The sequence below is a fragment of the Phyllobacterium sp. 01N428 genome, from assembly GCF_056399405.1.
In genome coordinates this window covers 128,391-152,359 of record NZ_JBFTRH010000004.1, presented here as the reverse complement: position 1 = coordinate 152,359, position 23,969 = coordinate 128,391, and the positions used below count along the sequence as shown (strand labels likewise).

At 59.6% G+C, this 23,969-nt stretch carries 23 protein-coding genes and 1 riboswitch; of the genes, 9 read left to right on the top strand and 14 right to left on the bottom strand.

The genetic code is table 11. The features are described 5' to 3' along the window. Nucleotides 1-265 precede the first annotated feature (265 nt). Both AC1DNI_RS12550 and AC1DNI_RS12545 read left to right on the top strand, forming a co-directional pair. Nucleotides 266-823, top strand: coding sequence for a sigma-70 family RNA polymerase sigma factor (locus tag AC1DNI_RS12550; RefSeq protein WP_027229583.1), 558 nt, complete (start codon nucleotides 266-268; stop codon nucleotides 821-823). Next, on the top strand, nucleotides 810-1,451 hold the full coding sequence (locus tag AC1DNI_RS12545; protein ID WP_477692078.1) for an NrsF family protein: 642 nt from the start codon (nucleotides 810-812) through the stop codon (nucleotides 1,449-1,451). Before AC1DNI_RS12550 ends, AC1DNI_RS12545 begins: the two co-directional genes overlap by 14 nt. A gap of 24 nt (nucleotides 1,452-1,475) precedes the next feature. Here AC1DNI_RS12545 and iolB read toward each other — a convergent pair whose 3' ends face one another. The 5 genes from iolB to AC1DNI_RS12520 form a co-directional block, all read right to left on the bottom strand. Then, nucleotides 1,476-2,273, bottom strand: coding sequence for a 5-deoxy-glucuronate isomerase (gene iolB / locus AC1DNI_RS12540; RefSeq protein ID WP_477692077.1), 798 nt, complete (start codon nucleotides 2,271-2,273; stop codon nucleotides 1,476-1,478). 3 nt (nucleotides 2,274-2,276) lie between these two features. Continuing rightward, nucleotides 2,277-2,489 carry a DUF3329 domain-containing protein gene (locus tag AC1DNI_RS12535; RefSeq protein ID WP_477692198.1) on the bottom strand — a complete coding sequence of 71 codons (213 nt, stop codon included), beginning with the start codon at nucleotides 2,487-2,489 and terminating at the stop codon, nucleotides 2,277-2,279. After that, on the bottom strand, nucleotides 2,489-3,373 hold the full coding sequence (iolE, locus tag AC1DNI_RS12530) for a myo-inosose-2 dehydratase (protein ID WP_153668384.1): 885 nt from the start codon (nucleotides 3,371-3,373) through the stop codon (nucleotides 2,489-2,491). The genes AC1DNI_RS12535 and iolE overlap by 1 nt, the downstream gene beginning before the upstream one ends. A gap of 105 nt (nucleotides 3,374-3,478) precedes the next feature. After that, nucleotides 3,479-5,329, bottom strand: coding sequence for a 3D-(3,5/4)-trihydroxycyclohexane-1,2-dione acylhydrolase (decyclizing) (gene iolD / locus AC1DNI_RS12525; protein ID WP_477692076.1), 1,851 nt, complete (start codon nucleotides 5,327-5,329; stop codon nucleotides 3,479-3,481). 50 nt (nucleotides 5,330-5,379) lie between these two features. Then, complete coding sequence (locus tag AC1DNI_RS12520) at nucleotides 5,380-7,308, bottom strand: bifunctional 5-dehydro-2-deoxygluconokinase/5-dehydro-2-deoxyphosphogluconate aldolase (RefSeq protein WP_477692075.1); 1,929 nt, start codon at nucleotides 7,306-7,308, stop codon at nucleotides 5,380-5,382. Between the two features lie 173 nt (nucleotides 7,309-7,481). Here AC1DNI_RS12520 and AC1DNI_RS12515 point away from each other — a divergent pair, with 173 nt between their 5' ends. After that, nucleotides 7,482-7,694, top strand: a complete 213-nt coding sequence (locus tag AC1DNI_RS12515) for a type II toxin-antitoxin system VapB family antitoxin (RefSeq protein WP_228017841.1) — start codon at nucleotides 7,482-7,484, stop codon at nucleotides 7,692-7,694. Further along, nucleotides 7,691-8,080: a type II toxin-antitoxin system VapC family toxin gene (gene vapC / locus AC1DNI_RS12510; protein ID WP_477692074.1), complete on the top strand. Its 390-nt coding sequence runs from the start codon at nucleotides 7,691-7,693 to the stop codon at nucleotides 8,078-8,080. The genes AC1DNI_RS12515 and vapC overlap by 4 nt, the downstream gene beginning before the upstream one ends. Nucleotides 8,081-8,082: 2 nt before the next feature. On the opposite strand, the gene AC1DNI_RS12505 is transcribed toward vapC, so the two are convergent. After that, nucleotides 8,083-8,916 (bottom strand): MurR/RpiR family transcriptional regulator, encoded by an 834-nt coding sequence (locus AC1DNI_RS12505; RefSeq protein WP_477692073.1) that lies wholly within the window; start codon nucleotides 8,914-8,916, stop codon nucleotides 8,083-8,085. Nucleotides 8,917-9,049: 133 nt separating this feature from the next. Between AC1DNI_RS12505 and AC1DNI_RS12500 the strand changes: the two genes are divergently transcribed. Beyond that, nucleotides 9,050-10,159, top strand: coding sequence for a Gfo/Idh/MocA family protein (locus tag AC1DNI_RS12500; RefSeq protein ID WP_477692072.1), 1,110 nt, complete (start codon nucleotides 9,050-9,052; stop codon nucleotides 10,157-10,159). Between the two features lie 68 nt (nucleotides 10,160-10,227). On the opposite strand, the gene iolG is transcribed toward AC1DNI_RS12500, so the two are convergent. The 6 genes from iolG to AC1DNI_RS12470 form a co-directional block, all read right to left on the bottom strand. Further along, nucleotides 10,228-11,217, bottom strand: coding sequence for an inositol 2-dehydrogenase (gene iolG / locus AC1DNI_RS12495; RefSeq protein ID WP_477692071.1), 990 nt, complete (start codon nucleotides 11,215-11,217; stop codon nucleotides 10,228-10,230). A 183-nt stretch (nucleotides 11,218-11,400) separates the two neighbouring features. Beyond that, entirely contained in the window at nucleotides 11,401-12,429 is a 1,029-nt protein-coding gene (locus AC1DNI_RS12490) for an ABC transporter permease (protein ID WP_027229571.1), read from the bottom strand. 22 nt (nucleotides 12,430-12,451) lie between these two features. Continuing rightward, nucleotides 12,452-13,993, bottom strand: a complete 1,542-nt coding sequence (locus AC1DNI_RS12485) for a sugar ABC transporter ATP-binding protein (RefSeq protein WP_477692070.1) — start codon at nucleotides 13,991-13,993, stop codon at nucleotides 12,452-12,454. Between the two features lie 86 nt (nucleotides 13,994-14,079). Next, nucleotides 14,080-15,009: a sugar ABC transporter substrate-binding protein gene (locus tag AC1DNI_RS12480; RefSeq protein WP_027229569.1), complete on the bottom strand. Its 930-nt coding sequence runs from the start codon at nucleotides 15,007-15,009 to the stop codon at nucleotides 14,080-14,082. A 528-nt stretch (nucleotides 15,010-15,537) separates the two neighbouring features. Then, the gene (locus AC1DNI_RS12475) at nucleotides 15,538-16,365 is read right to left on the bottom strand and encodes a TIM barrel protein (protein WP_477692069.1); all 828 of its coding nucleotides are present in this window, start codon (nucleotides 16,363-16,365) and stop codon (nucleotides 15,538-15,540) included. Nucleotides 16,366-16,502: 137 nt separating this feature from the next. Further along, nucleotides 16,503-17,534, bottom strand: coding sequence for a LacI family DNA-binding transcriptional regulator (locus AC1DNI_RS12470; protein WP_477692068.1), 1,032 nt, complete (start codon nucleotides 17,532-17,534; stop codon nucleotides 16,503-16,505). A gap of 152 nt (nucleotides 17,535-17,686) precedes the next feature. On the opposite strand from AC1DNI_RS12470, the gene AC1DNI_RS12465 reads away from it, so the two are divergent. The 4 genes from AC1DNI_RS12465 to AC1DNI_RS12450 are packed head-to-tail and all read left to right on the top strand — an operon-like array spanning nucleotide 17,687 to nucleotide 21,192. Beyond that, a complete protein-coding gene (locus tag AC1DNI_RS12465; protein ID WP_477692067.1) occupies nucleotides 17,687-18,790 on the top strand; it encodes a fatty acid desaturase family protein in 1,104 nt (367 codons plus the stop codon). Nucleotides 18,791-18,829: 39 nt separating this feature from the next. Then, a complete protein-coding gene (locus AC1DNI_RS12460; RefSeq protein WP_091944092.1) occupies nucleotides 18,830-19,144 on the top strand; it encodes a MocE family 2Fe-2S type ferredoxin in 315 nt (104 codons plus the stop codon). A gap of 5 nt (nucleotides 19,145-19,149) precedes the next feature. Beyond that, complete coding sequence (locus tag AC1DNI_RS12455; protein WP_477692066.1) at nucleotides 19,150-20,382, top strand: NAD(P)/FAD-dependent oxidoreductase; 1,233 nt, start codon at nucleotides 19,150-19,152, stop codon at nucleotides 20,380-20,382. Nucleotides 20,383-20,394: 12 nt separating this feature from the next. Continuing rightward, nucleotides 20,395-21,192, top strand: a complete 798-nt coding sequence (locus AC1DNI_RS12450) for a 3-methyl-2-oxobutanoate hydroxymethyltransferase (protein WP_477692065.1) — start codon at nucleotides 20,395-20,397, stop codon at nucleotides 21,190-21,192. A gap of 19 nt (nucleotides 21,193-21,211) precedes the next feature. Here the strand turns inward: AC1DNI_RS12450 and AC1DNI_RS12445 are convergent, their stop codons facing one another. Together AC1DNI_RS12445 and AC1DNI_RS12440 are read right to left on the bottom strand one after the other, a co-directional pair. Next, on the bottom strand, nucleotides 21,212-22,303 hold the full coding sequence (locus tag AC1DNI_RS12445) for an FAD-binding oxidoreductase (protein ID WP_477692064.1): 1,092 nt from the start codon (nucleotides 22,301-22,303) through the stop codon (nucleotides 21,212-21,214). Next, complete coding sequence (locus AC1DNI_RS12440) at nucleotides 22,304-23,545, bottom strand: aromatic ring-hydroxylating oxygenase subunit alpha (RefSeq protein WP_477692063.1); 1,242 nt, start codon at nucleotides 23,543-23,545, stop codon at nucleotides 22,304-22,306. 117 nt (nucleotides 23,546-23,662) lie between these two features. Continuing rightward, nucleotides 23,663-23,861: riboswitch (cobalamin riboswitch) on the bottom strand. Between the last annotated feature and the right edge of the window lie 108 nt (nucleotides 23,862-23,969).

Below are 23,969 nucleotides of genomic sequence, written 5' to 3'. Positions count from 1 at the left end.
TAGATACGGTGGGACGCGTCCTTTAGTTTCGGAATACATTCCGCATCCTTGCCTTCCGGTCGTTGCCGGGAATTCTCTGCTCTCGCTGTCACGCCGACTGTACGCCGATCACATGAAGCAGTTCGCGGTGAGGCACGGATCGGTTACAGCATCACGCATTGGTGATCATTCTTTAGTGGAATACGGCGCAAGCCATTGACGTGCCGGCGGCTTGGCTCTCATCTGTAACCTTTTCGCCATGCCTGCGAATAAAGGATGAATGAGAGTGCTTTCGCTCGAAACGCGATTGAAGGAACTCATGCTCGCCAGCCTTGCCGGCGATGCGCGCAGCTATGGAGCCCTTCTCAACGAGGTGGCGAGGCATCTGCGCTTCTATTTTTTGCGGCGGCTGTCCGATGCGCACAAGGGCGATGCCGACGACCTGGTGCAGGAGACGCTGATGGCGCTGCACACGCGGCGGGCAACATATGAGATCGACAGGCCCTTTACGGCCTGGCTGCATGCTATTGCGCGTTACAAGCTGATCGACCATTTCCGGCGCAACCGCATCCGGGCCACTGTGCCCCTCGACGATGTGGAAGACCTGTTTGCGACGGATTTATCTGACGCTGCAAGCGACCGCATGGATGTCGAGCGGCTGCTTGAAGCGGCGCCGGAAAGAACGCGCGATCTGATCCGCCGCACCAGGATCGAAGGACAGTCCATCGCCGAGGTGGCGGAAAGCACTGGCCTTACCGAAACGACGGTCAAGGTCAGCATACACAGAGGAATAAAGGCCATAGCGACGAAGCTCAAAGGGCGGGCTGCCAATGACGACAAATGACCTGATTGCGCGTCTGACAGGCGAGTTGAAGCCGGTGTCACCCATGGCCGTCGTTGGCCGCGTTGCTGCGGGGCTCGGCCTTGGCTCCATCGCCTCGGCGCTTCTCATGTATTTCTGGCTCGGCCTGAGGCCCGACATGGCAACAGCCATGGGCACGACGCCGTTCTGGGTCAAGTTCGCCTATACGCTTGCGCTTGCCGCCGCTGGTGGCTGGGCGGTAAAGCGCATCGCCCATCCGCTCGGCAGCATCCGCGTCAGCCTTGCCTTGATGGCGGTAGCAATCATCGTCATCAGTTTCCTCGCCTTTGCCGAGCTCGCGGCAACGCCCCCAGAACAATATATGGCAATGATGAAGGGCCGTTCGGTCAGTGTGTGCACGTTCAACATCGTCATGCTCTCGCTGCCCCTGCTCATTGCAGCATTCTGGGTGCTGCGCGGCCTTGCTCCAACGCGGCTGACTGTGGCGGGGGCCGCCGCTGGCCTGGCGGCCGGGGCGATCGCCTCATTCGTCTATTCGTTTCATTGCACTGAAAGCGGCATGCCATTCATCGCCATGTGGTACACGCTGGGCGTGCTCGTAACCGCTCTCATCGGGGCGATCGTGGGGCGGTATGTTCTGCGGTGGTGAGTCCCTGGGCGTAGTGTGACGCGCCTAGGCCTTCATCAGCCACTCGTGCTCGGCAGCATTGTGGAACTTCCAGGTGCGCTTCGGCCCCGCCATGACATTGAGGTAGTAAAGGTCGTAGCCATGACAGGCGGCGCAGGGGTGGTAACCCTTCGGCACCATCACCACGTCGCCATCCTCGATCGCCATGGCCTCGTCGAGCGAGCGATCGTCCGTGTACACGCGCTGGAAACCGAAACCCTGCGGCGGGTTGAAGCGATGGTAGTAGGTTTCTTCCAGATAGGATTCGGCCGGCAGATTGTCCTGATCGTGCTTGTGCGGGGGATAGCTTGATGTATGCCCGCCAGGCGTGATGACCTCTACGACCAACAGTGAATCCGCTGGCTCGTTCTCCGGCAGGATGTTGGTGACATAGCGCGTATTGGTGCCCTTGCCCCGCGTTTCCTGGCCGAGATCGTCGGGGGAAATAACCCGCACCGGCAGTCCGCCGCCAAGGCCTGGCGCCGAACACACCGCAAGCTCGACGGACGTCTCGGCGACGACCGACCATTCCGTGCCTTCCGGAAGGTAGACGGACCAGGGCTTGCCATCAAACGGCGACATGCGGGTTCCAAGGATGCCGAGATCTTCGCCATCGACGACCACCCTGCCCTTGCCGGTCACGAAGACGAGGCAAACTTCCGTGTCGCCCGTGGAGCCACTCGCAGATTGGCCCTCGTCCAGTTTGTGCAGGTCGAAGCCGACATAGGTCCAGTCCGCGCTTTCCGGCGTCACATGCGCAACGCGTCCCTTGCCGGGCGCTGCCTTGATGAGCAATTTCGACATGCCCTACTCCTTCTTGTTCTCGGGGTCCGCCTGCTGCTCCGACTCATCGTAGATGATGAAGAATTGCCAGACGCCGTAGCCGGCAAATCCGAGCGCGATGACACCCCAGAACGGCGTGCCGGTGGCGAACTCGAAAATCGCCCAGGCAATACAGAAGGCAACCACGGCAATACGGCGCCACAGCGGACGGAAAAACGGATGGTTCGAGTCCTTGATCAAGCGAGACCTGCTTCCTTGATGAAGCGGCTGAGATTGGCGTATCCAAGCTTCGAATAGACAGCCGGATCGGCCTTCTCCGGATCCTGCTCAGCCTCGACCACAACCCAGCCGCTGTACCCTTTCAGTTCTTTCAGAACCCGAACATAATCGATCATGCCGTCGCCAGGAACCGTGTAAACGCCGGCAAGGACGGAATCGAGAAACGACCAGTCCTCGCGGTTCGAGCGCCACATGACGTCCTCGCGAATATCCTTGCAATGGACATGGCTGATGCGCGCCTTGTAATGGCGTGCAAGCCGCGCCGGATCGGCGCCGCCCCACGTCGCATGGCCGGTGTCGAGAAGAAGATGCACCGGTGCACCGGTGGCTTCCATGAACCGGTCGATCTCGCACTCGGCCTGAACCACTGTGCCCATATGATGATGGTAGACGAGTTGCAGGCCGTAAGTCTGCTGGATCGCCTCGGCAAAGCGCGTGTAGCGCTCGCCAAACACCGTCCAGGAAGCCTTCTGCAGGACGGGGCGCGCCGAGAGCGGCATATCCTTGTTAGAGTGAATGGCATTGGACGTCTCAGCGGCGATCAGCACCGAGCAGCCCATATCCTTGAGCAAGGTCGCATGTGCCTTTGCGGCCTCGAGTTCCGCATCGACATCGCGCAGCAGGAGTTCGGTGGAATACCAGCCGCTGACGAGGCTGTGGCCATAGGATTCGAGAATGGGCCGCAGCCTGTCGGCGGTGCGCGGAAACTTGTTGCCGAGTTCCATGCCGGTGAAGCCGGCCGCCTGCGCCTGCTCGAGGCAGGTCTCCAGCGGTATGTCCCCGCCAATCTCCAGCATATCGTCATTGGACCAGCCGATTGGGTTCGCCCCGATGCGGATCATTCTTTCATTCCTTTGGTTCTGGGTTGATTTAAAATTGTAAATCGGCGCAGTCGCTTCGCTCCGACCCTCCCCACGGGGGGACGGTAAAGGCAGCGACGTGCCTGATCAATCACCAACCCGTTGCAGTTTCTGTTTTGCTTCGTAGTTCCGCCGCGCATCGTTCACCTGGCTGCGCGCACTGACCTCAGGTACGGCGACATCCCACCAGAAACCGCCCTCCTCGGTCGAGATCAGCGGATCGGTGTCGATGACAACCACCGTCGTCCGGTCGTTCTGCCTGGCGCGTGCCAGGGCACTTTCGAGCTCCGCGATGGAGGCGACCTTTTCGGAAATGGCGCCAAGACTGCGCGCGTGAGCGGCAAAGTCGATCTCGGGCAGCACCTCGTGCTTCGTGTCCTTGAGAAGATTGTTGAAGTTCGCGCCGCCGGTGCCCATCTGCAGCCGGTTGATACAGCCATAGCCGCGATTGTCGAGCAGCACGATGTTGATCTTGTGGCCGAGCATGACCGAGGTCGCGATCTCCGAATTCAGCATCAGATACGAGCCGTCACCGATCATCACCACGACCTCGTCGTTGGGCTTCGCCATCTTCGCGCCGAGGCCGCCGGCGATCTCGTAGCCCATGCAGGAAAAGCCATATTCGGCGTGGTAGGAACCGGGAGCGCCCGCCTGCCAGAGTTTGTGCATCTCCCCCGGCAATCCGCCCGCAGCGTGCAAAACGGTCGCCTCCGCGCCCATGGCGCGTTGCACGGCGCCAATCACCTGCGCGTCGGAAGGCAGGGACGCATTGGTCGGTCCCGTCACCTTGGCCGCCGCCCGCTGCCATTCTTCCTTGCCGCCTTTCGCATTGCCGGTCCAGTCTGTCGGGGCGCGGTAATCCTTGAGGGCGGCCGCAAGCTCCTCGAGCCCTTCCCTGGCGTCGGCGACAAGCGGCAGCGCCCGATGTTTTGTCGCGTCGAAGGGCTGGACGTTGAGCCCGATAAAGGTCTTCTCCGCGTTCTGGAACAATGCCCAGGACCCTGTGGTGAAGTCCTGAAGCCGCGTTCCGACGGCGAGAATGACATCCGCCTCCTGCGCGAGCCGGTTAGCCGCCGAGGTGCCCGTCACGCCGACCGCGGCCATGTTGAGAGGATGCACGTCCGGCAAGGAGGACTTGCCACCCTGAGTTTCACAAACGGGTATACCGGCCGCTTCGACGAATGACGCAAGTTCGTTCGATGCCTGCGAATAGATAACCCCGCCGCCCGCGATGACGAGCGGTTTCTTGGCCGATTTCAGCGCGGCAACCGCCGCAGCAAGCTCGTCGCGATCCGGCCGCTGCCGGCGTTGAGTCCAGACGCGTTCCTCGAAAAAGCTTTCTGGATAATCGTATGCCTCGGCCTGCACATCCTGGCACAGTGCAAGCGTCACTGGGCCGCACTCCGCCGGATCGGTCAGGACGGCCATGGTGCGAGCGAGCGCCGGGATGATCTGTTCGGGGCGGGTGATGCGGTCGAAATAGCGTGAGACCGGACGGAAGCAATCATTGGCCGAAACAGTTCCGTCGCCAAAGGACTCGACCTGCTGCAGAACCGGATCGGGCACCCGGTTTGCGAATACGTCGCCTGGCAGCAGCAGGAGCGGCAGGCGATTGACATGCGCCAGTGCCGCCGCAGTGACCATGTTGGTGGCGCCGGGTCCAACCGAACTCGTCACCGCCATCATCCGCTGGCGGAAGCTCGCCTTGGCAAAAGCAATCGCCGCATGCGCCATCGCCTGCTCGTTGTGGGCGCGATAGGTCGGAAGCTCCTCCCTGACCTGATAGAGCGCCTCGCCGAGGCCCGCGACGTTGCCATGGCCGAAAATCGCCCAGACGCCAGCAAAGACCGGCACCTTCTTGCCGTCGACCATCGTCATCTGGCGGCTAAGGAAACGCGTCAGGGCTTGCGCCATGGTCAGGCGTATCGTCTTGGTCATCTCAGTCTCCTCCCGGGAAGTTCGCTATCCCGACGCTGGCAATACTAGTCCTATGCCGCCTGCCGGTCGCGGCTGGCAAGCCAGGCCTTGGTCAATTTTTCGAAACGGCCGGCCATGTCGTCGATCGCAGCCTCGTCCGAGATCCGTCCCGCGAGCCAATTCTCCGCCGCATCCATGAACAATGTCCGCCCGACGGCAAAGCCCTTGACGATCGGGGCACCAGCGGTGGCAACGAAAGCCGCCTCAAGTTCGTCATGTGGCGCTTCAAGTCCGAGGAGCACGACACCACGGCACCACGGATCGTTCTTTTCGATCACGGCTTCGATTTTCTTCCAGGCGCCAGCCGATGCCTGCGGCTCGAGCTTCCACCAGTCCGGCTTTATGCCGAGCGCATAGAGTTCCTCAAGCGCCTGCGGAATAGTGTTGTCATCGACCTCGCCATGCTTGCCGGCGATGATTTCGATCAAGAGTTCGCGGCCGACCTTGCGTGCGGCCTCGAAGAGTGACCGCAGCTTTGCCTGCTGCTCTTCCTTCAGCGCCGCCGGATCATCCGGCCGGTAGAAACACAGGCACTTGATACAATGATCGACCGGCCATTCCGCCAGTTGCGAACCGATGTCCTGTGAAAACTCGAAGCGCAGCGGGCGCGAACCCGGCAGTTCGACGGGACGCCCGAGCCAATCGAAATTGTGGCGGGCGAATTCGAACATTGCCTCGCGGCCGAACTTCTCGTCGATCAGCATGCCATAGCCGCTGCGACCATCTGCAACCTTGGCGGCGGCCTTAACCGCCAGTTCCTTGAAGGCCTCGATTTTATCAGCGCCTGCGCCGAGCTTCTCTGCCAGCGCCTCGAGCTGGACGCGGTGATCGATCGCAAAAGCCATCATTGCCGGAATATCGCGGCGGCGCGTCGTCGCCCAATGGACGTGGTTGATCGCCTCGTCCTTGCGCAGCGCATGGTAGCGGCTGCCATGTTCGAGGAAATATTGCAGTTCCTCGTAAGTCGGAATTTCCGGGGCGCATAGCAGCCTCGACACGGCAAAGGCGCCGCAGGCATTCGCCCAGGTCGCGGCGGTGGCAAGGCTTTCGCCGCCAAGCCAGCCACGCAGGAAACCGGACATGAAGGCATCGCCGGCGCCGAGCACATTAAAGACCTCGATCGGAAAGCCTTTGCCGACGATCCCGTCCTCGAGGTCGTCGGATATGGCGCCTTCATAGACGATACAACCCATGGGACCGCGCTTGAGCACGATGGTCCCGCTGGAAAGGGCGCGGATCGCCTTGAGGGCGCTCAAAAGATCGGCTTCGCCCGAGGCGATCAGCACTTCTTCCTCCGTGCCGACGATGAGGTCGCAATCGGCGAGAACCGTCTTCAGATGGTTAGAGACCTTGTCGGAGGCGATGTAACGGCTATCGCCAGCCCCATGACCCGCAAGGCCCCAGAGATTTGGACGGTAGTCGATATCAAAGACGACCTTGCCGCCGGCTTCCTTGATCAGGCGAATTGCCTTGCGCTGCGCCGCATCCGTGTTGGGCTTGGAAAAGTGCGTACCGGTCACGACCACGGCGCGCGCCGACCGGATGAATTCCGGATCGACATCGCCTTCATCGATGGCCATGTCGGCACAATTCTCGCGATAGAAGATGAGCGGAAAGCTCTTGTCGTTTTCCACCGAGAGGATGACGAGCGCCGAAAGCCGTTCCGGATCGGTGATGACGCCTTGCGTCGCAACGCCTTCGCGCTGCAGTTGCTCACGGATAAAACGCCCCATCTGTTCGTCGCCGACGCGTGTCAAAAGCGCCGAACGCAGCCCGAGCCGCGCCGTGCCGACGGCAATATTGGTGGGACAGCCGCCGACCGACTTGGCGAACGAGGCAATGTCCTCAAGCCGCGAGCCAATCTGCTGGCCGTAAAGGTCAACCGAGGAACGACCGATCGTTATGACATCAAGCAGCTTGCTCGTATCAGCTCCGTCCATGATGCTCCTCCCGATATGCGGATTGTCCCGCTCGCTGAGCCTGGGAATTTTGCCATATGAAATAATAATTCTATCAAATCGTCAATATGGAATGTCTGTTCTTTTTGTGTTTCGCTTTCAACGAGGCGCTTCTATGTGTATGGTGTGCTGACTATATACACATCGGAGCCACCATGCGCACAAATATCGAACTCGATGATGAGCTTGTCGCGAAGGCTATGAAACTGACAGGGCTCTCCACAAAAAAAGCTACGGTCGAGGAAGCCCTTAGGCGGCTCGTGCGGCAGTACGATCTCAAAAGATCGCTCGATGAAATCGTTGGCATCGAATGGGAAGGCGACCTCGACACCATGCGTGACGGCCGCGATCGAGATGATTTCGAATGATCGTGGTGGACAGTTCGGTTTTTATTGCGCACATGCGCAACGAACTCGTTCCCCCGGTACAAAAGCTCCGTTCGATTTCCGATCTCTCCACAATAATCGTCGGGGATATCGTTCTGCTCGAACTGTTGCAGGGCACGCGCACGGAGGCTGCGGCGGCGGCTCTGAAGGCACGCTTACGCAGATTTGAGGTCCGTAACATGTTGTCCACGCGCATCGCCATAGAGGCGGCGCGGAACTATCGGCACTTGCGGCAACGCGGCATCACTATCCGCAAGACCATCGATATGATCATTGCGACTTATTGCATCAATGATGGCCACTACCTCCTGCACCACGATCGGGATTTTGCTCCGATGGCGGAGCATCTGGGACTAAAGGTTCTTTGAACCTAGGTACTTCGGCGCTTCTCCGCGACACTGACAGTCAGCGCCATTGCCAGTGCCATCGTGCCGGAGAGGGAGCGGAAGCCGGAGAAATCGCCCTCTGCCGCCTCGAACCATACGCTCGCAGACTGGGCAAGTGGTGAGAAGGCGCTGTCGGTAATGGCGACAACCGGGACATTTCGGGCCGATAAAGCCGCAGCATGTTCGATCGTGGCAGAAGCATATGGCGAGAAGCTGATGGCAATGGCGGCATCGCGGGGCCCGGCAAAGGAAATGATCTCAGGGTCGATACCGGCGGTCGATTCGATCAGCTGATTGCGAATTTTCAGTTTGCCGAATGCATATGCCATGTAGGCGGTTATCGGATAGGAGCGTCGGCGCGCCAGGAGATAGATCGTCTCGGCACCCGATAAAATGTCGACCGCCCGTTCGAGAACATCCTCTTCCACATTATGGGAAATCGTCTCGATCGAATGCGTCGCCGCCGTAAGGAAGCCATTCAATATCGTGCGGTTTTTCGAAAGCCCGTGCGTGTCACCCCGCAGGGCCGATAGCCGTTCTTCGTACGACGTTTGCCGCTCGCGCAGACGTTCACGAAAAACCGCCTGAAGGCTGGTAAAGCCATCGAAGCCGAGATGCTGGGCAAAGCGGATGAGCGTCGACGGCTGCACGCCCGCTGTCTGGGCGATACTTGCGGCGGTGCCGAAGGCGATCTCATCAGGATTGCTCAATGCGTAAGCCGCAATCTGCGCGAGGCGTTTGGGCAGTACTTCGCGGCGATCGAGGATCATCGTGCGCAGCGCATCGAAATCCCGCGGCAGGGCCGCCTCGTTGTCCATGCTCGCCACCCCTATCCTTTCCCGCAACTGGTGCCCGCCGCGACAAAATATTTATATCGAGACGGATCAGTTATTCCATTTACTCCACTTATAGATTATTTCAATCAGGAACTGCAAGCGATGGGAGAGAGCGATGCTGAGTGTTGGGCTGATCGGAACCGGCTTCATGGGCAAATGCCATGCGCTGGCGTGGAACTCGGTTCGCGCCGTCTTCGGCGATGTGGGGCCGGTGCGGCTTGTGCACCTCGGTGAAGCCAACGCCGAACTTGCAGTGCGCCGCGCTGGCGAATTCGGCTTTCAGAAGGGCTCCGGCGACTGGCGCTCCGTGATCGAGGACCCGGAGGTCAATGTCGTTTCGATTACGACGCCAAATCAGTTTCATCCCGAAATGGCAATCGCCGCGCTGGAAGCCGGCAAGCACGTCTGGTGCGAGAAGCCCATGGCACCGCTTTTCGCCGACGCCGAAGCCATGCTTGCGGCAGCGAAGCGAAGCGGCAAAGTGGCGGCACTCGGGTACAACTACATCCAGGGACCAGCAATCCGCCACATTCGCAGGCTCCTGGCCGAAAGGATCATCGGCGAGGTCAATCATCTGCGCATCGAGATGGACGAAGATTTCATGGCCGACGCCGATGCGCTGTTCAACTGGAAACACGCATCATCATCAGGCTACGGTGCGCTCGATGATTTTGCGGTGCATCCGCTGTCGCTGCTGTTTACGCTGTTCGGCCGCGTGTCGCGCGTAATGTGCGACATGTCCAGGCCCTATCCAACGCGCAAGACGGAGGATGGCAGCGATCGCACCGTCGAGACCTTCGACAGCGCCAGCGTGCTCATGCACATGGAAAACGGCGTCGCCGGAACGTTGCAGGTCAACCGCTCGGCCTGGGGCCGCAAGGGGCGTATCTCACTGCAGATTTTCGGTTCAAAAGGCTCGATTCTGTTCGACCAGGAGCGCGCAAATGAGTTCCAGCTCTATGTGACCTCGGATCGAAAGACTGAACAGGGTTATCGTACAATCCTCACCGCGCCGCATCACGAGCCCTACGACCGCTTTATCCCCGCGCCCGGCCATGGGCTTGGTTTCAACGACCTGAAGATCATCGAGTGCCACGAACTCATCAAGCGCATCAGTGGTGCGCCCGCGCATTTGATCGAATTTGCCGACGGGCTCGAGATCGAGCGGACGGTCCATGCGATGGCCCGTTCCTACCAGGAACAGCGTTGGGTGGACGTGCGGTAGCTGACGAACTTGTTCAATGGGCAACGAAATACCCTCCCCGCGCCGGGGAGGGTTTCACCACGCATAGCTTATACAGTGATGGTTCGACCTTCCTTTACCGAGCGCAGAGCTGCATCTGCAAGCGCCAATGCCTTGAGACCATCGTCGCCGCCTGGCGCGGCCTTTGATCCCTTGGCGATGGCATCAATGAATGCCGCGATCTCATTGGCGTAAGCTTCGGTGTAACGCGTCATGAAGAAGTCGTGCAGCGGCGGGCGGGTATAGCCGCTGCCGTTCGCCACTTCGATCGAGACCGGTCGCTGGTTCTCGGCCGAAACCATGCCCTTCGAGCCATGCACTTCGATGCGCTGATCATAGCCATAGGTGGCACGGCGCGAATTCGAGATCACGCACTGCTTGCCCGAAGCCGTCGATAGAATGACGCTGACGCTGTCATAGTCGCCAAGTTCGCCGATCTTCTTGTCGACGAGCACCGCGGCATGCGCCGTGACGGCGACCGGCTCCTCGCCGAGGAGGAAACGGGCCATATCGAAATCGTGGATCGTCATGTCGCGGAAAATGCCGCCGGAGCGCGTGATATATTCCGCCGGCGGCGCACCCGGATCACGCGAGGTGATCGTGACCATCTCGACATCGCCTATCGCACCATCGTCAATCGCCTTGCGCACCGCCGCAAAGTGCGGATCGAAGCGGCGGTTGAAGCCTACCATCAGCGTTGCGCCGGTTTCCTGAACGACGTTCAGACACTGTCTGACGCGCTCGACGTCGAGGTCGATCGGCTTTTCGCAGAAGATCGCCTTGCCGGCACGCGCAAAGCGCTCGATCAGGTCGGCATGCGTGTCGGTCGGCGTGCATATGATGACCGCGTCGATGTCCGCAGCCTTTTCAATATCGTCGATGCTGCGGATTTCGCAGCCATGTGCCGTGGCAAGGTCCTTGGCAGCCTGTTCGAAAGCATCCGCAACGGCGACGAGCTTCGCCTGCGGGTTTGATGTGACGGCCTTCGCGTGAACCTTGCCGATGCGGCCCGCCCCGAGCAGGCCAAAGCGTACAGTCATTTTCAATACCTCTTTAAAGAAGCCCGGAACAAACCCGGGCGTTGTTATCCGCTCCCTGCCTTGCCCCCCGGGCTGTATACCCGAGGACTCAAAGGACGCAGAGCGCGTATTTGCTTGGATCCTGGGGGGCAAGCCCGATCCTCGGGTCAGGCCCGAGGATCGCAGTTCAACAGTCGTTACCCTTTATACCTTGCGCTTCTTCTGGCGGTACACGTCAACGATAACTGCTGCAACGATAATCACGCCCTTGATGATTTCCTGGTAGTAGGCATCGACCCTGAGGAAGGTGAAGCCGGAAATCATCACCCCGAGGATGATGGCGCCAATGACCGTACCAGTGATGCGGCCGATACCGCCTGTCAGCGATGTGCCCCCGATAACCGCAGCGGCAATTGCGTCAAGTTCATAGGTAACGCCCATGCCGGCCTGTGCAGTCTGGGCACGTGCGGCGGTGACGATGCCGGCAAGCCCTGCCAGAAGACCGGCAATGGCATAGACCTTGATGAGGTGGCTCTCAATATTGATACCGGAAACGCGCGCAGCCTGGGCATTCGCGCCAATCGCATAGGTGAACTTGCCGTAGCGCGTATAGCGCAGCGCAATGTGAAAGACGAGCGCAACGACGAGGAAGACGACGACCGGCCAGATGCTGGTGCCGATGAAATTGAACTGATCGGTCAGCCCTGAAACCGGCGAGCCTTTGGTATACCACTTGGCCACGCCGCGCGCCGACACCATCATGCCGAGCGTCGCGATGAAGGGCGGTATCTTTGTATAGGAGATGAGCCAGCCATTGACGATGCCGGCGAGGAGGCCGATACCGAGGCCAACGCCGATCGGGATAAAAAACGGCAGGTCTGTCAACGCAGGATAGACCGGCCGTGCCCATGTGGAGGATTGGGCAAAACTTGCGGCGATCATCGCCGTCATGCCGACCACGGAGCCGGATGAAAGATCGATGCCGCCGGTAATGATGACCTGGGTAACGCCGACGGCGATAATGCCGATCACCGAAACCTGCAGAATGATGATGCGCAGCCGCTGGACATTCATCAGAAAGCTCTGACCGGCAAAAATCCAGCCCAGAATCTCGAAAATCAGCGCAATACCGATAAGGACGAGGAGGATATTGACCTCAGGCGGCAGCCGCCTGCGGCTTCGCGGCGCTAAAGGCGGTGTCGTTGCCTTGGCGGTTACAGGTTCGCTTGTCATTGTTCGTTCCTCCCCGGCGCGCTCACTTGGAAGCGAGCTCCATCACCTTGACCTGGGTTGCTTCGTCTCGATCGAGAAATCCGGTTACGCGGCCTTCATGCATCACCATGATGCGGTCGCTCATGCCGAGCACTTCCGGCATTTCCGACGAGATCATGATGACGGCGACGCCCTGTTTGGCGAGTTGTGAAACAAGGCGATGGATCTCCGCCTTGGCGCCAACATCGATGCCGCGGGTCGGCTCGTCGAGAATGAGAATTTTCGGGTTCGTCAGGAGCCAGCGGCCGATCAGCACCTTTTGCTGATTGCCGCCTGAAAGGTTTTCGACCTTTTCTTCAAGGCTCGGCGTCTTCACCCGCAGCGTATCGCTCATTGTTTTGCACGCCTTGGAAATCTGCCTTTCCGCAACGAAGCCATATTTGACGAAGCGGTCCTGCAGCACGGCGATCTGCATGTTCTCAAGCACATCGAGAATGAGCAGGCAGCCGGTTTCCTTGCGGTCTTCGGTGATGAACGCCATGCCATGGGCGATCGCCTTATGGGGCGTATCGATCTTTACGTCCTTGCCGTTGATGGCGATGGTGCCTGTCGTCGCCGGCGTCACCCCGAAAACCGTCTCCGCCACATTCGAGCGGCCCGAGCCGACCAGTCCGGCAATGCCGAGGATCTCGCCCGCGCGCACATCGAATGAGATATCGTGGAAGACGTTTTTCAGAGAAAGGTCCTTCACCGAAAGCACCACGTCGCCGATCGGCACCGTCTCCTTCGGAAACATCTGCGTAATTTCGCGTCCGACCATCATCTTGATGATGTCGTCGCGGGTAACGTCCGTCGATGCATGTGTGCCGATGAAGCGACCGTCGCGGAACACCGAAAACTCGTCGGCAATCTCGAAGAGCTCGTTCATCTTGTGGGTGATGTAGACGATGCCGATACCCTGCGACCGCAGATCGCGAATGATTGCAAAAAGATGCTCCACTTCGCGCTCTGTCAGCGCCGAAGTCGGCTCATCCATGATAAGGACGTCGGATTCGTAGGAGACCGCCTTGGCGATTTCGACCATCTGCCGGTTCGCGACGGATAGGTCGCGCACCTGGCTGTCGGGATCAAGGTTGATATTGAGCCGCTGGAACAGCTCGGCGGTCATGTCGTGCATCTTGCCGTGATCAACGAAGCCGAACCCGTTCTTGGGCTCGCGCCGAATCCAGATGTTCTCCGCCACGGTCATGAAGGGCATCAGGTTGAGTTCCTGATGGATCATGGCGATGCCGTTTTCGAGCGCATCGAGCGGCGATTTCAGGCGGATCGGCACCCCTTTGAGGTAGACTTCCCCCTGATCTGGAATATATATTCCAGCAAGTATCTTCATCAGGGTGGATTTGCCGGCGCCGTTTTCGCCCATGAGCGCGTGCACCGTGCCCCGCTTCAACCGGAACTGGACATTGTCCAGCGCGAGGACGCCCGGAAACTCCTTGCGGACGTTTTCCGCATTCAGGAGATATTCGGCCTGCGGTATGGCGCCACTGGCGCGCACCGCCGCCATGGTCGAGGGACTGACTGCCATGATCATCTCCTCCCAGAGAGGCTCCACTATAGACCGGAACGCATGAAAACGATGCGTTCCGGATCGTCAAAAGGCGTTGAACGGCCTTAGTTCGACTTCTGGTACTTGGAGAGGTTCTCCGGCGTTACCAGTTCGAACGGAACGTAGACCTTGGCCTCGACCTTTTCGCCCTTGGCAAGCTTCAGCGCTGCATCGACAGCGCCCTGCCCCTGGCCGGCGGCGTTCTGGAACACCGTTACGTCAAGATCGCCCGCCGCCATGGCGGCAAGCGCATCCTGCGTCGCATCGACACCGCCGATCACGACGGAATCCATCGTGCGGCCGGCAGCCTTCAGGGCCTGGATCGCGCCGATGGCCATTTCGTCATTGTTGGAGATGACCGCATCGAACTTGAGACCGGCGGAAAGCCAGTTCGTCATGAGGTCGGCGCCCTGCGTACGGGACCAGTTAGCAGTCTGTTCTTCAACGATTTTAAGGCCCTTGCACTCATCCGTGGCGATCACATCGTGAATGTCCTTGGTCCGCTGGCGCGCAGCCTGGTTGGAGAGTTCGCCCATCATGACGACGACGTCGCCCTTGCCCTTCAGCAGACGGCAGACTTCCTTGGTTTCGAGTGTTCCGGATTCAACCTCGTTCGACGCCACGAATGCCTGCTTCTCGGGCAGTTCATTGACATTGACGGGTTCGCGGTTGACGTAGACCAGCGGAATGCCGGCGTCGGCAGCGATCTTCGACATGGCGGCGGTCGCGTCCGTATCGACCGGGTTCACAATGATCGCATCGACCTTGGAAGCGATGAAATTCTGGATCTGGCTCTGCTGCTTGGCGACGTCATTCTGGGCGTCTTCAACCTGAAGGGTCACACCATCGAGCGTCTTGGCATAGTCCTGCATGCCATTGCGCAGAACGGTGAGGAAGTTGTCATCGAACAGGGCCATCGAGACGCCGATATTGGCGGCGAAGGCCGAACTGCTCATCAGGGCTGAAACAGCCACGGTCATCAGTAACTTTTTCATTTCATCTCCTCCACAAATGGTGCCCGGCCACACCCGCTATAATCCGGATTGTCCCCACACCTTGATACACGCAGCCAACCTACCCCTGGATGCGAGATTGCGGCGAGGAGAGTGCGCGAAGTTTCGCGCAAACCTGATCCTGAGCCTTATAGAACGGAATATACAGACCGTTACGCTCAGTTTCTGAAATATTTATTCCATTTTATCACGCAAGCGTCAAGCAAGATTCAATTTGAAGCGGCAATAATTGCCGGTCTAATTTTGCACGGCTGTGCAATTGGAAGTGGCTGCTGACGAGTGCTGAAGGCGAGAGGATCGACATCGATAAAGCAGGGAGGAGTCTCACCTGGGTGGCCACTTCGGTTTTCTAGAACCGTATTGAATGAGAAATGGATACAGGGCGCGACAGGCGCGATCGGGGCCGCGCCTCCCATCCGTCTATTGCATCGCACTGCCTTGACTGACCGCTGACGTCCGGGGACCGGACATATGGAGGAGCGTTACATCTGCGCCTGCCGCTGATTCGTTCTAAACCAGTCCGGCCTTGATTCCGTCCATGCTGTCCCGGACTGCCTCGGCCGGGTTTTCGAGTTGCTGAACTTCCTCGGCAAAAGGCTCGAAGGAGAAGGCTCCGTCATATCCTTGATCGATGAGTGCACGCATCTGCTCGACATTGCCGAGCCGATCCTCGGCGTCGACCAGTACCCGATGCGGGTCGCGCATGGCGCTTACCGTGACGTCCGGATCGGTCACCCCGGAAATATGGACGAGGCCGGTCATCGCCGGGAAAAGTTCCGGCTCGCCGGCAAGATGATGGTGGAACGTGTCATGCACGAGCTTGAACCGCTCCTCCCCGCCGACCGCCTGAATGGCCTCGACGGCCTCACGCTTGGAGCGCAGGGAGCAAACCTCGAAGCCGAGCGGCTCGACATAGCCGATCAGGCCACGCTGTTCGAGAATAGGCTTTAGCCCCTTCAGCGCAGAGCGAAGGTTCGCCTGGCGCTCACCATCCCTTTGCCCGGTGCCGTCATTGACCGGAACGAGCACCAGTGCCTTGGCGCCGACGTCCCTTGCATAGTCCGCAAGTTCTATTGCCTCTTTCTCGCGCTCCGGTGTCCAGTCGTTGAAGCGCTGCAGCGCGTTGATTGTTGCGATTCTCACGCCGACCTCATCGGCCAATGCCTTCACTTCGCTCGCGTCCGTGCCGTCCATGATGGCGTTGCCGCCAAGATCATTGCGGATCTCGACATCCTTGAGGCCAAGCGACTTTGCCAGTTCAAAGAATTTGCGCGGCGAAAGCCTGGGAGCGACCATATGATTGAGAGCAAAAACTGGATGCGAAATTGTGTCGGTCATGTGATTTCCTCCCGAAGATCCCAACGTCGCGCAAGGACGTTGCCGTTGGGCGTGAACATCTGTCGTGATCGCCTCGTCGTCAATCACCATGATGAGCGAAAACTATCATTCCTGATAGATTCGGTGGTGACCAGGCGTCAGATATTCTCCGGCAGGTAGATGTCGAACGGCAGGAAGGTCTGGCCCGGTGCATTGGCCGCGCCCCGCTCGATCGCATGGCCCATGAGGTCGACGAGTTCGCGGCATAGCCGCTGCAGCGGCGTGGAGATCGCCATTGTAACGATGTTGTCAGCAAGCGCGGCGCGCGATTCCGGCGTGATCTCATTGACGATCATCACCGGCGGCGGTTTGATGCCCGTTTCCCGCAGCGCGGCGATTGCCCCCTCCATGCCGCCCCCCGCCACATAGCAGCCCGCAAGGTCGGGATGGCGGCGCATCAGGTCGAGCATGGCCTCATGGGTGATCTGCCGGGTTTCCAGATTGACCATCGTATCGAGAACGGTGAATTCCGGCGCCTCTTCGCGGAAAAACGCCCTAAAGCCGATCTCGCGCAGTTCGTGACCGTGATAGCGATGGCTTCCAACGAAGATGACGACCTTTCCGGGCTGGCGCGCCGCCTTGGCAATCATCCACGCCGCAGTCCGTCCGACCTTGCGATTGTTGACACCGATATAGCCTTCGCGCACCCCGGCGGCGAAATCGGAAAGCAGTGAGAAGACCGGAATATCCTTCTGCTTCAATTCCTCGACGGCGGCGGTGATCGCCGGATGATCCGGCGCAACCAGGCCGACCGCCCGGCACCTGCCAGCAAGCGGCCGCAGCTTGGCGACGATATCTTCGGGCGATTGCGAAGCGCAGAATTCAACCTGGGCAATGCCGCGAAAATGCGCGGCTTGAGCAACGGCGCTTTCGATCTCGCGTGCAAAGCCTTGATAGAATTGATGACCCGGCTTGCTGAGCAGGAATCCAACCTTGTATTCCGGGAGTTCCTGACGCATGCGCTGGCGAATAAGACCGGCGGCGTGATAGCCGATCGTGTTGGCCGCCTCATAAACGCGCCGCGCCGTCTCTTCACGCACCGGCAACCGGTTGTTGAGCACCCTGTCGACCGTTGCAACGCTGACACCAGATACCCGCGCAAGATCAGCAACAGTCGGTCGGTTCGCCATGTCTTCTTCGCCTGATAGATTCTATCATCGTTTCCTACCATGACATGAGAGCAAATGATAGAATTTCCTCATCCTCGATTGAGGCGTGGCAGCCAAGCTCATATTATCCGACAGACACGGAATTCCATTGCATCGATCTGGGAGGTCACGCAATGAACACAGCCACCTTCGCGGCGCCGAAGAAAAGGGATTACAGCCTCATCGGCCGGGATTCCCGCCTCGCCGTGGAATCCGGTCTCGCCGCCGCCGAGTGGTATCATACGGACATTCCGCGCAAGCAGATGAAGGAATTGATGAAACGCAGCGATGGCCCCGCCATTCGCGATACGATCATCTGGCTCGGGAGCATGATCGTCCTTGCCGGTCTTGGCATCTACTTCTGGGGCAGTTGGCTTTGCGTGCCCTTCTTCCTCGCCTACGGCGTGCTCTACGGTTCAGCATCGGATAGCCGGTGGCACGAATGCGGGCATGGCACCGCATTCAAGACGCGCTGGATGAACGACGCGGTCTATGAAATCGCCTGTTTCATGATCATGCGCAACCCGATCACCTGGCGCTGGAGCCACACGCGCCATCACACGGACACCGTTATTGTCGGCCGTGATCCCGAGATCGCCGTCATGCGCCCGCCCGACCTCTTGCGCCTCGTCCTCAACTTCTTCGGCATTCTCGACGCCTGGCACGCGATGACCGATCTTGTCCGCAATGCGTCCGGCATTGTCAGCGCCGAGGAAAAGACCTTCATTCCCGAACAGGAACAGCCCAAGGTCATCCTTGTCGCGCGGATCTGGGCGGCGATCTATCTCGCGACCATTGCGCTTTCCATCTATATGGGCTCGATCCTGCCGCTGATGATTATAGGCCTGCCCCGCCTTTACGGCGCCTGGCACCATGTCATGACCGGACTTCTGCAGCATGGCGGCCTTGCCGACAATGTCATCGACCACAGGCTGAACAGCCGCACGGTTTATATGAATCCCGTCAGCCGCTTCATCTACTGGAACATGAACTATCACGTCGAGCATCACATGTTCCCGATGGTGCCCTACCATGCGCTGCCGCAGCTCCACGCCATGACCAAGCATGACCTGCCCGCGCCGAACCCATCCATTCTCAGCGGCTACCGCGAAATGATCCCCGCCTTCATTCGCCAATTGCGCAACGAGGACTACTTCCTGAAGCGTGAACTGCCGGCAACGGCAAAGCCCTACCGCGAGGCGTTTCACAACGAAGCTTTGGCGTCCGCGGCGGAATAGTCGGGTCTGTATCCAGGACAATATTCGGGAGGAATGAATATGAGCAATTGGGTTGAGGCCTGCACCTCCGACGATATCGACGAGGAGGACGTCATGCGCTTTGATCACGACGGGCGCACCTTTGCGATCTATCGCAGCCCCGAGGACGAGTTCTTCGCCACCGACGGCTTGTGTACGCATGAGCATATCCATCTTGCCGACGGCCTGGTCATGGATGAGATCATCGAATGCCCGAAGCACAACGGCCGATTCAACTACAAGACCGGCCAGGCCAAAGGCGCGCCGGTCTGCGTCAATCTCAGGACATATCCGGTCAAGGTCGAGTCCGGCAAAGTCCTCATTCAGCTCGGGTGACCGTCATGGAACACGGCATGGTCATCATCGGCGCTGGCGAATGCGGGGTGCGCGCGGCATTCGCCCTGCGTGAAAACGGCTATGGAGGGACGATCGCGTTGATCGGCACCGAACCCCACCTTCCATATGAACGTCCGCCCCTTTCGAAAGAGGCGATGGTCTCGGACGATCATCCTTTACCGAGAACCATCGCCAGTATCGAACAGTTCGCTGAGCAGCGGATCGACTTCATCGGCAATTCAACTGCTGCGTCAATCGACCGGCCCGCGAAGTCGGTCGTCCTTCACGACGACCGAAAAATTCCATACCAGCGGCTGTTGATTGCGACAGGCGCGCTGCCGCGCGCCCTGCCGCTGGCCGCAGGCAGCAAGTATTGCGTGACCTTGCGCAGCTATGACGACGCGCTGCGCATCCGTGCGCGCTTCGGTCCAGCGGCACGCATTGCTATCATCGGCGGTGGGTTCATTGGCCTCGAACTTGCCGCAAGCGCACGCAAGCGCGGCGCGGCGGTGACGGTCATCGAGGCGCAGCCGCGTATCCTGATGCGGGGCGTGCCGCAAGAGATCGCCGAGGTCATCGCCGCCCGCCATCGCCATGAAGGCGTCAGTCTGCGCTGCGGAACAGGCATCGCATCGATCACCGACACGGACGACAGCGTCGACATCACCCTTGCTGACGGCACGGAAATCGCCGCCGATCTTGCGGTGATCGGGATTGGCGCCGTCCCTGTTACGGACCTGGCTGAAGCGACCGGTCTCGAAACTGCCAACGGCATTATCGTTAACGATTGGCTGCAGACAAGCGACATGGACATATTTGCTGCCGGGGATTGCTGCGCCTTTCCACTCGCGATCTATGGCGGACGACGCGTGCGCCTGGAGGCTTGGCGCAATGCGCAGGAACAAGGTTCCCTCGCCGCACGCAACATGCTCGGCGGCCGGGAGCCGCACGAATCGGTGCCGTGGTTCTGGTCCGATCAATACGAACTCGGCTTGCAGGTTGCGGGACTTGCCGACGAAGCGACGCAGACAATCCGCCGTGACCTTGGCGACGACGCCTTCATCCTCTTTCATCTTGCCGCCGATGGCCGGCTTGTCGCGGCAAGCGGCATCGGACCCGGTAATGCTGTCGCCAAAGATATTCGCCTCGCCGAGATGTTGATCCAACGCGGCGCGCGGCCGGTTCCAGCGCAGCTTCAATCGAGTCATATCAAACTCAAATCGCTGCTCGCGGCCTAAGGCGGACAAACCATGCGAAACCTGCGCCCCACCGTCGCGGACATTCTCGCACTTAAGGGCCGCCGCCAGCTAACCATGCTGCGGGTCGAAACGCTGGAGGAGGCCGAGGCCGCCGAGCGCGCCCGCGTCGACATGCTTTCGGTACCCCCGGCGCTGCTTACGCCCGAATTTCGCGACGCCGCGCCCTCTGCCTTTACTGTGCCGGGGCTCGAATACGGCGATTTCGTCACCGCGGAAGATTACCTGCGGGGCGCGTTCATGGCACGCAAGGCAGGCGCCGACGCTGTCTATTGCGCCGCAAGTCTTGCCACGGTGCGCCGGCTTCGCGACGAGGGAATCCCCGTATGCGGACATGTGGGCCTTATCCCCTCCAAGGCGACCTGGACGGGCGGATTCAGGGCGGTAGGCAAGACCGCGACAAGCGCGCTCGAAATCTGGCGGCAGACCAGGGCGCTTGAAGAGGCAGGCGCCTTCGCCGCCGAGATCGAGGTCGTGCCGGTTGAAGTCGCCTCCGCCATCAGCGAGCGAACATCGCTTTTCATGATCTCGATGGGCGCGGGCGCGGGCTGCGATGCGCAGTATCTTTTCGCAGCCGACGTGCTCGGTTCAAATCGCGGCCATTATCCGCGCCACGCCAAAGTCTATCGCAACTTCACGGCTGAACTCGACCGCCTGCAGCAGGAAAGGATCGCGGCCTTTTCCGAGTTCGTCGCCGACGTCAATGCCAGGACATATCCGGGACCCGAACATGTCGTCGGCATGCCGCACGATGAACTGAACAGGTTCTTGCGCGAACTGCCCTCTCTCTGATCTACGGTCGCCGTTTGCCTTAAGCCTCGACTTCGACATTGCCGAGCGGCTTGGAGCAGCAGGCGAGGATATAGCCCTCGTCGATTTCCTCATCGAGGATGCCGCCATTGTGGTCCATGTCGACGTTGCCGGCGAGCTTCATAACTTTGCACGTGCCGCAAAGACCCGACTCGCAGGCGGCGGCAATGCGGATTCCAGCACCGCGCGCCGCCTTGAGGATTGTTTCGCCGGCCGCGCATGGCACTTCCATGCCGGACATCGAGAAGGTCACCGTCGCGCTCGCGGCGGCCGGCTCCGTGGAGACCCCGTCGAGCATCGGCAGAACAGGCTCGGGCGCCGGGCCGAAGCTTTCCTGATGGTAGTGGGCCATGTCGAATCCGGACGCTTCGAGCATATTGCGCACATCACGCATGAAGCTTTCCGGACCGCAGCAGAAAATGGTCCTGTCCTTGAAGTCCGGGGCGAGCAGCGGCAGCTTCGGCGTTTCGAGCCTGCCGCGTATGCCGGTCCAGACCTGCCCCATCTCGTGCTCCTTGATGAGGAAGGTCAATTTCAGGTTCGGCATGCAGCTCGTCAGATATTCGAGTTCCTTGCGGAAAATGATATCGCTCGGCCGCCGCGCGCAGGTAACGAAATTGATATCGCTCTGCGGCGCGCAATCATGCATCCAGCGCGTCATCGACATCATGGGCGTGATGCCTGAGCCGGCTGATATGAAGAGATACTTGCTGCCGGGATGCTTGCGCATCGAAAAGTCGCCGAGCGGGCCAAATGCCTTGAGGCGCACGCCCGGCATGAGATGATCGAGCATCCAGCGCGTGCCGATGCTGCCTTCCTGCGCCTTAACCGTCACGGCGACGGTGAAGGGTCGGGAGGGGCTCGATGATAATGTAAAGGTACGCAAAACCGCTTCCGGTTGCACGGGCAGCTCGAAGGTCATGAACTGGCCAGGCTCATAACGAAACCAGTTATGATTATCCGAGCGGAAGGTGAAGGTCTTCACATTGGGCGCTTCCTCGACGATCGAAAGACATTCGAGAAGATGCAGCCGGTCGTTCCACGGCTGCATCTGGTCGAGGTGCGGAAAATTCTGGGAAACGCCAATGTTCATTCAAGCAACCCTGCTGAGTTTCGTATCGCCGGAAAGCCGCGCTTCCATGGCATTGCTGTACCATTCGAGGAATTGAAGGACGCCGCCTTCATGCTCGACCGAATAGGGACCGGGTTCATAGGCCGGCGAGCGAATGCCGAACGCGTTTTCCTCGACGATGCGACGGTCCTGATCGTTGGTTTCCAGCCAGACATGCGTCAGCTCTTCGAGATTATAGTCGACACCCTCAACCGCATCCTTATGAACCAGCCACTTGGTCGTGACTTGCGTCTCGTTCGGACCGAGTGGCAAGACACGGAAAGAAATCGCGTGGTCACCAAGAATATGATTCCAAGTCGTTGGATAATGGTAGAGCAGGAGCGAACCTATGCTCCTGGCGTTGACGTCGTCGCTGAGCTGACGGCCGACCGCCCGCTTGCCCGATAGAGTATAGCTCTCGGCATTGTTGATGAGCGGAACACGGGTCGCCCGATATTGCCCATCATCAGCGATGCGGAATACGCTTGGCAGACCGGCAGCCTCGCACTTGTCCCAGTGCGATACCATTTCCGGATCTTCCTTCGAACCCTGAATTCCGGTGGCGCTCGGCGCTTCCGGGAAGGTCTTGCAAAGCTCGGGATGGTTGCCGGCGCAATGGTAGCACTCGCGGTTGTTCTCCCAGACGAGCTTCCAGTTGCCTTTTTCGACGATCGAACTCTGGAAGGCGACCTTGGTCTCCGTCAACCGGTGTGGCGAAAGATACGGCTCGAGCAGGGTGCGTGTCGGGGTGAAATCGGGCGCGATCTGCGCCAGGCAGATGAAGATGTAGCCGCTGACGCTCTCGCAATGCACCGTTTTCAGACTGAACTGGCTCGCGTCGAAATCGTCACCCATCTGGCGGGCAAAAAGCAGACGTCCGTCGAGCTCATACGTCCACTGGTGATAGGGGCAGACGAGTTTTGCCGAGCTCCCCTTCTCACCCGCGCAGATGCGCGAACCGCGATGGCGGCAGGAATTGTGGAAGGCGCGAATCTGTCCCTGGCGGTCGCGAACGATGACGACCGGGTAGTCGCCGACCTGCACGGTGAAATAATTGCCGGGTTTGGCGACTTCGCAATCATGGCCGATGAACAGCCAGTCGCGATAATAGATCGTCTCCATGTCGAGACGGTAATAGTCTGGGTCCGAGTAGAAAGCCTGTTCCAGTCCGTAGCCCGGTTTCCGGTTTCTGAGATTCCGGAGAAGTTCATTGCGAATGTCCATGTCGCGTCCTCGCCTTAAGCCTGCAAAGAACTGACTGGTGGTGACGGAGAAGAACGTCCGTACAGCCAACCTTTGTCGGCCGCACAAAGCCATGCTCCTTGATCGCCCACCGCGATCAGTCGGTTTTCCCTCAAGGCTGGTTTCCGGGCTCTGGAGTTGCCTTTTCAGACTTCACGGCGCCTTCCCGGGGTGCACTCCCAGTGGCTGTTTTGCCGCGTTTTACTCCACTACCGTTGCGGGGGCAGCGCCGGGTTTTAACCGGCTTCCCAATTCTCCGCCTTCCCTAGAAAGCGGCACCTCAAGTGATCACGATAAAAGCATCGGGCTTTGGAAAAGGATAGGTGCGGAAACGACATCCCATTTACGAACGGCGACACGCAGCATTTCGGTCAAATGGTGCGCCGCACCCTTGACCCCGGGCGCT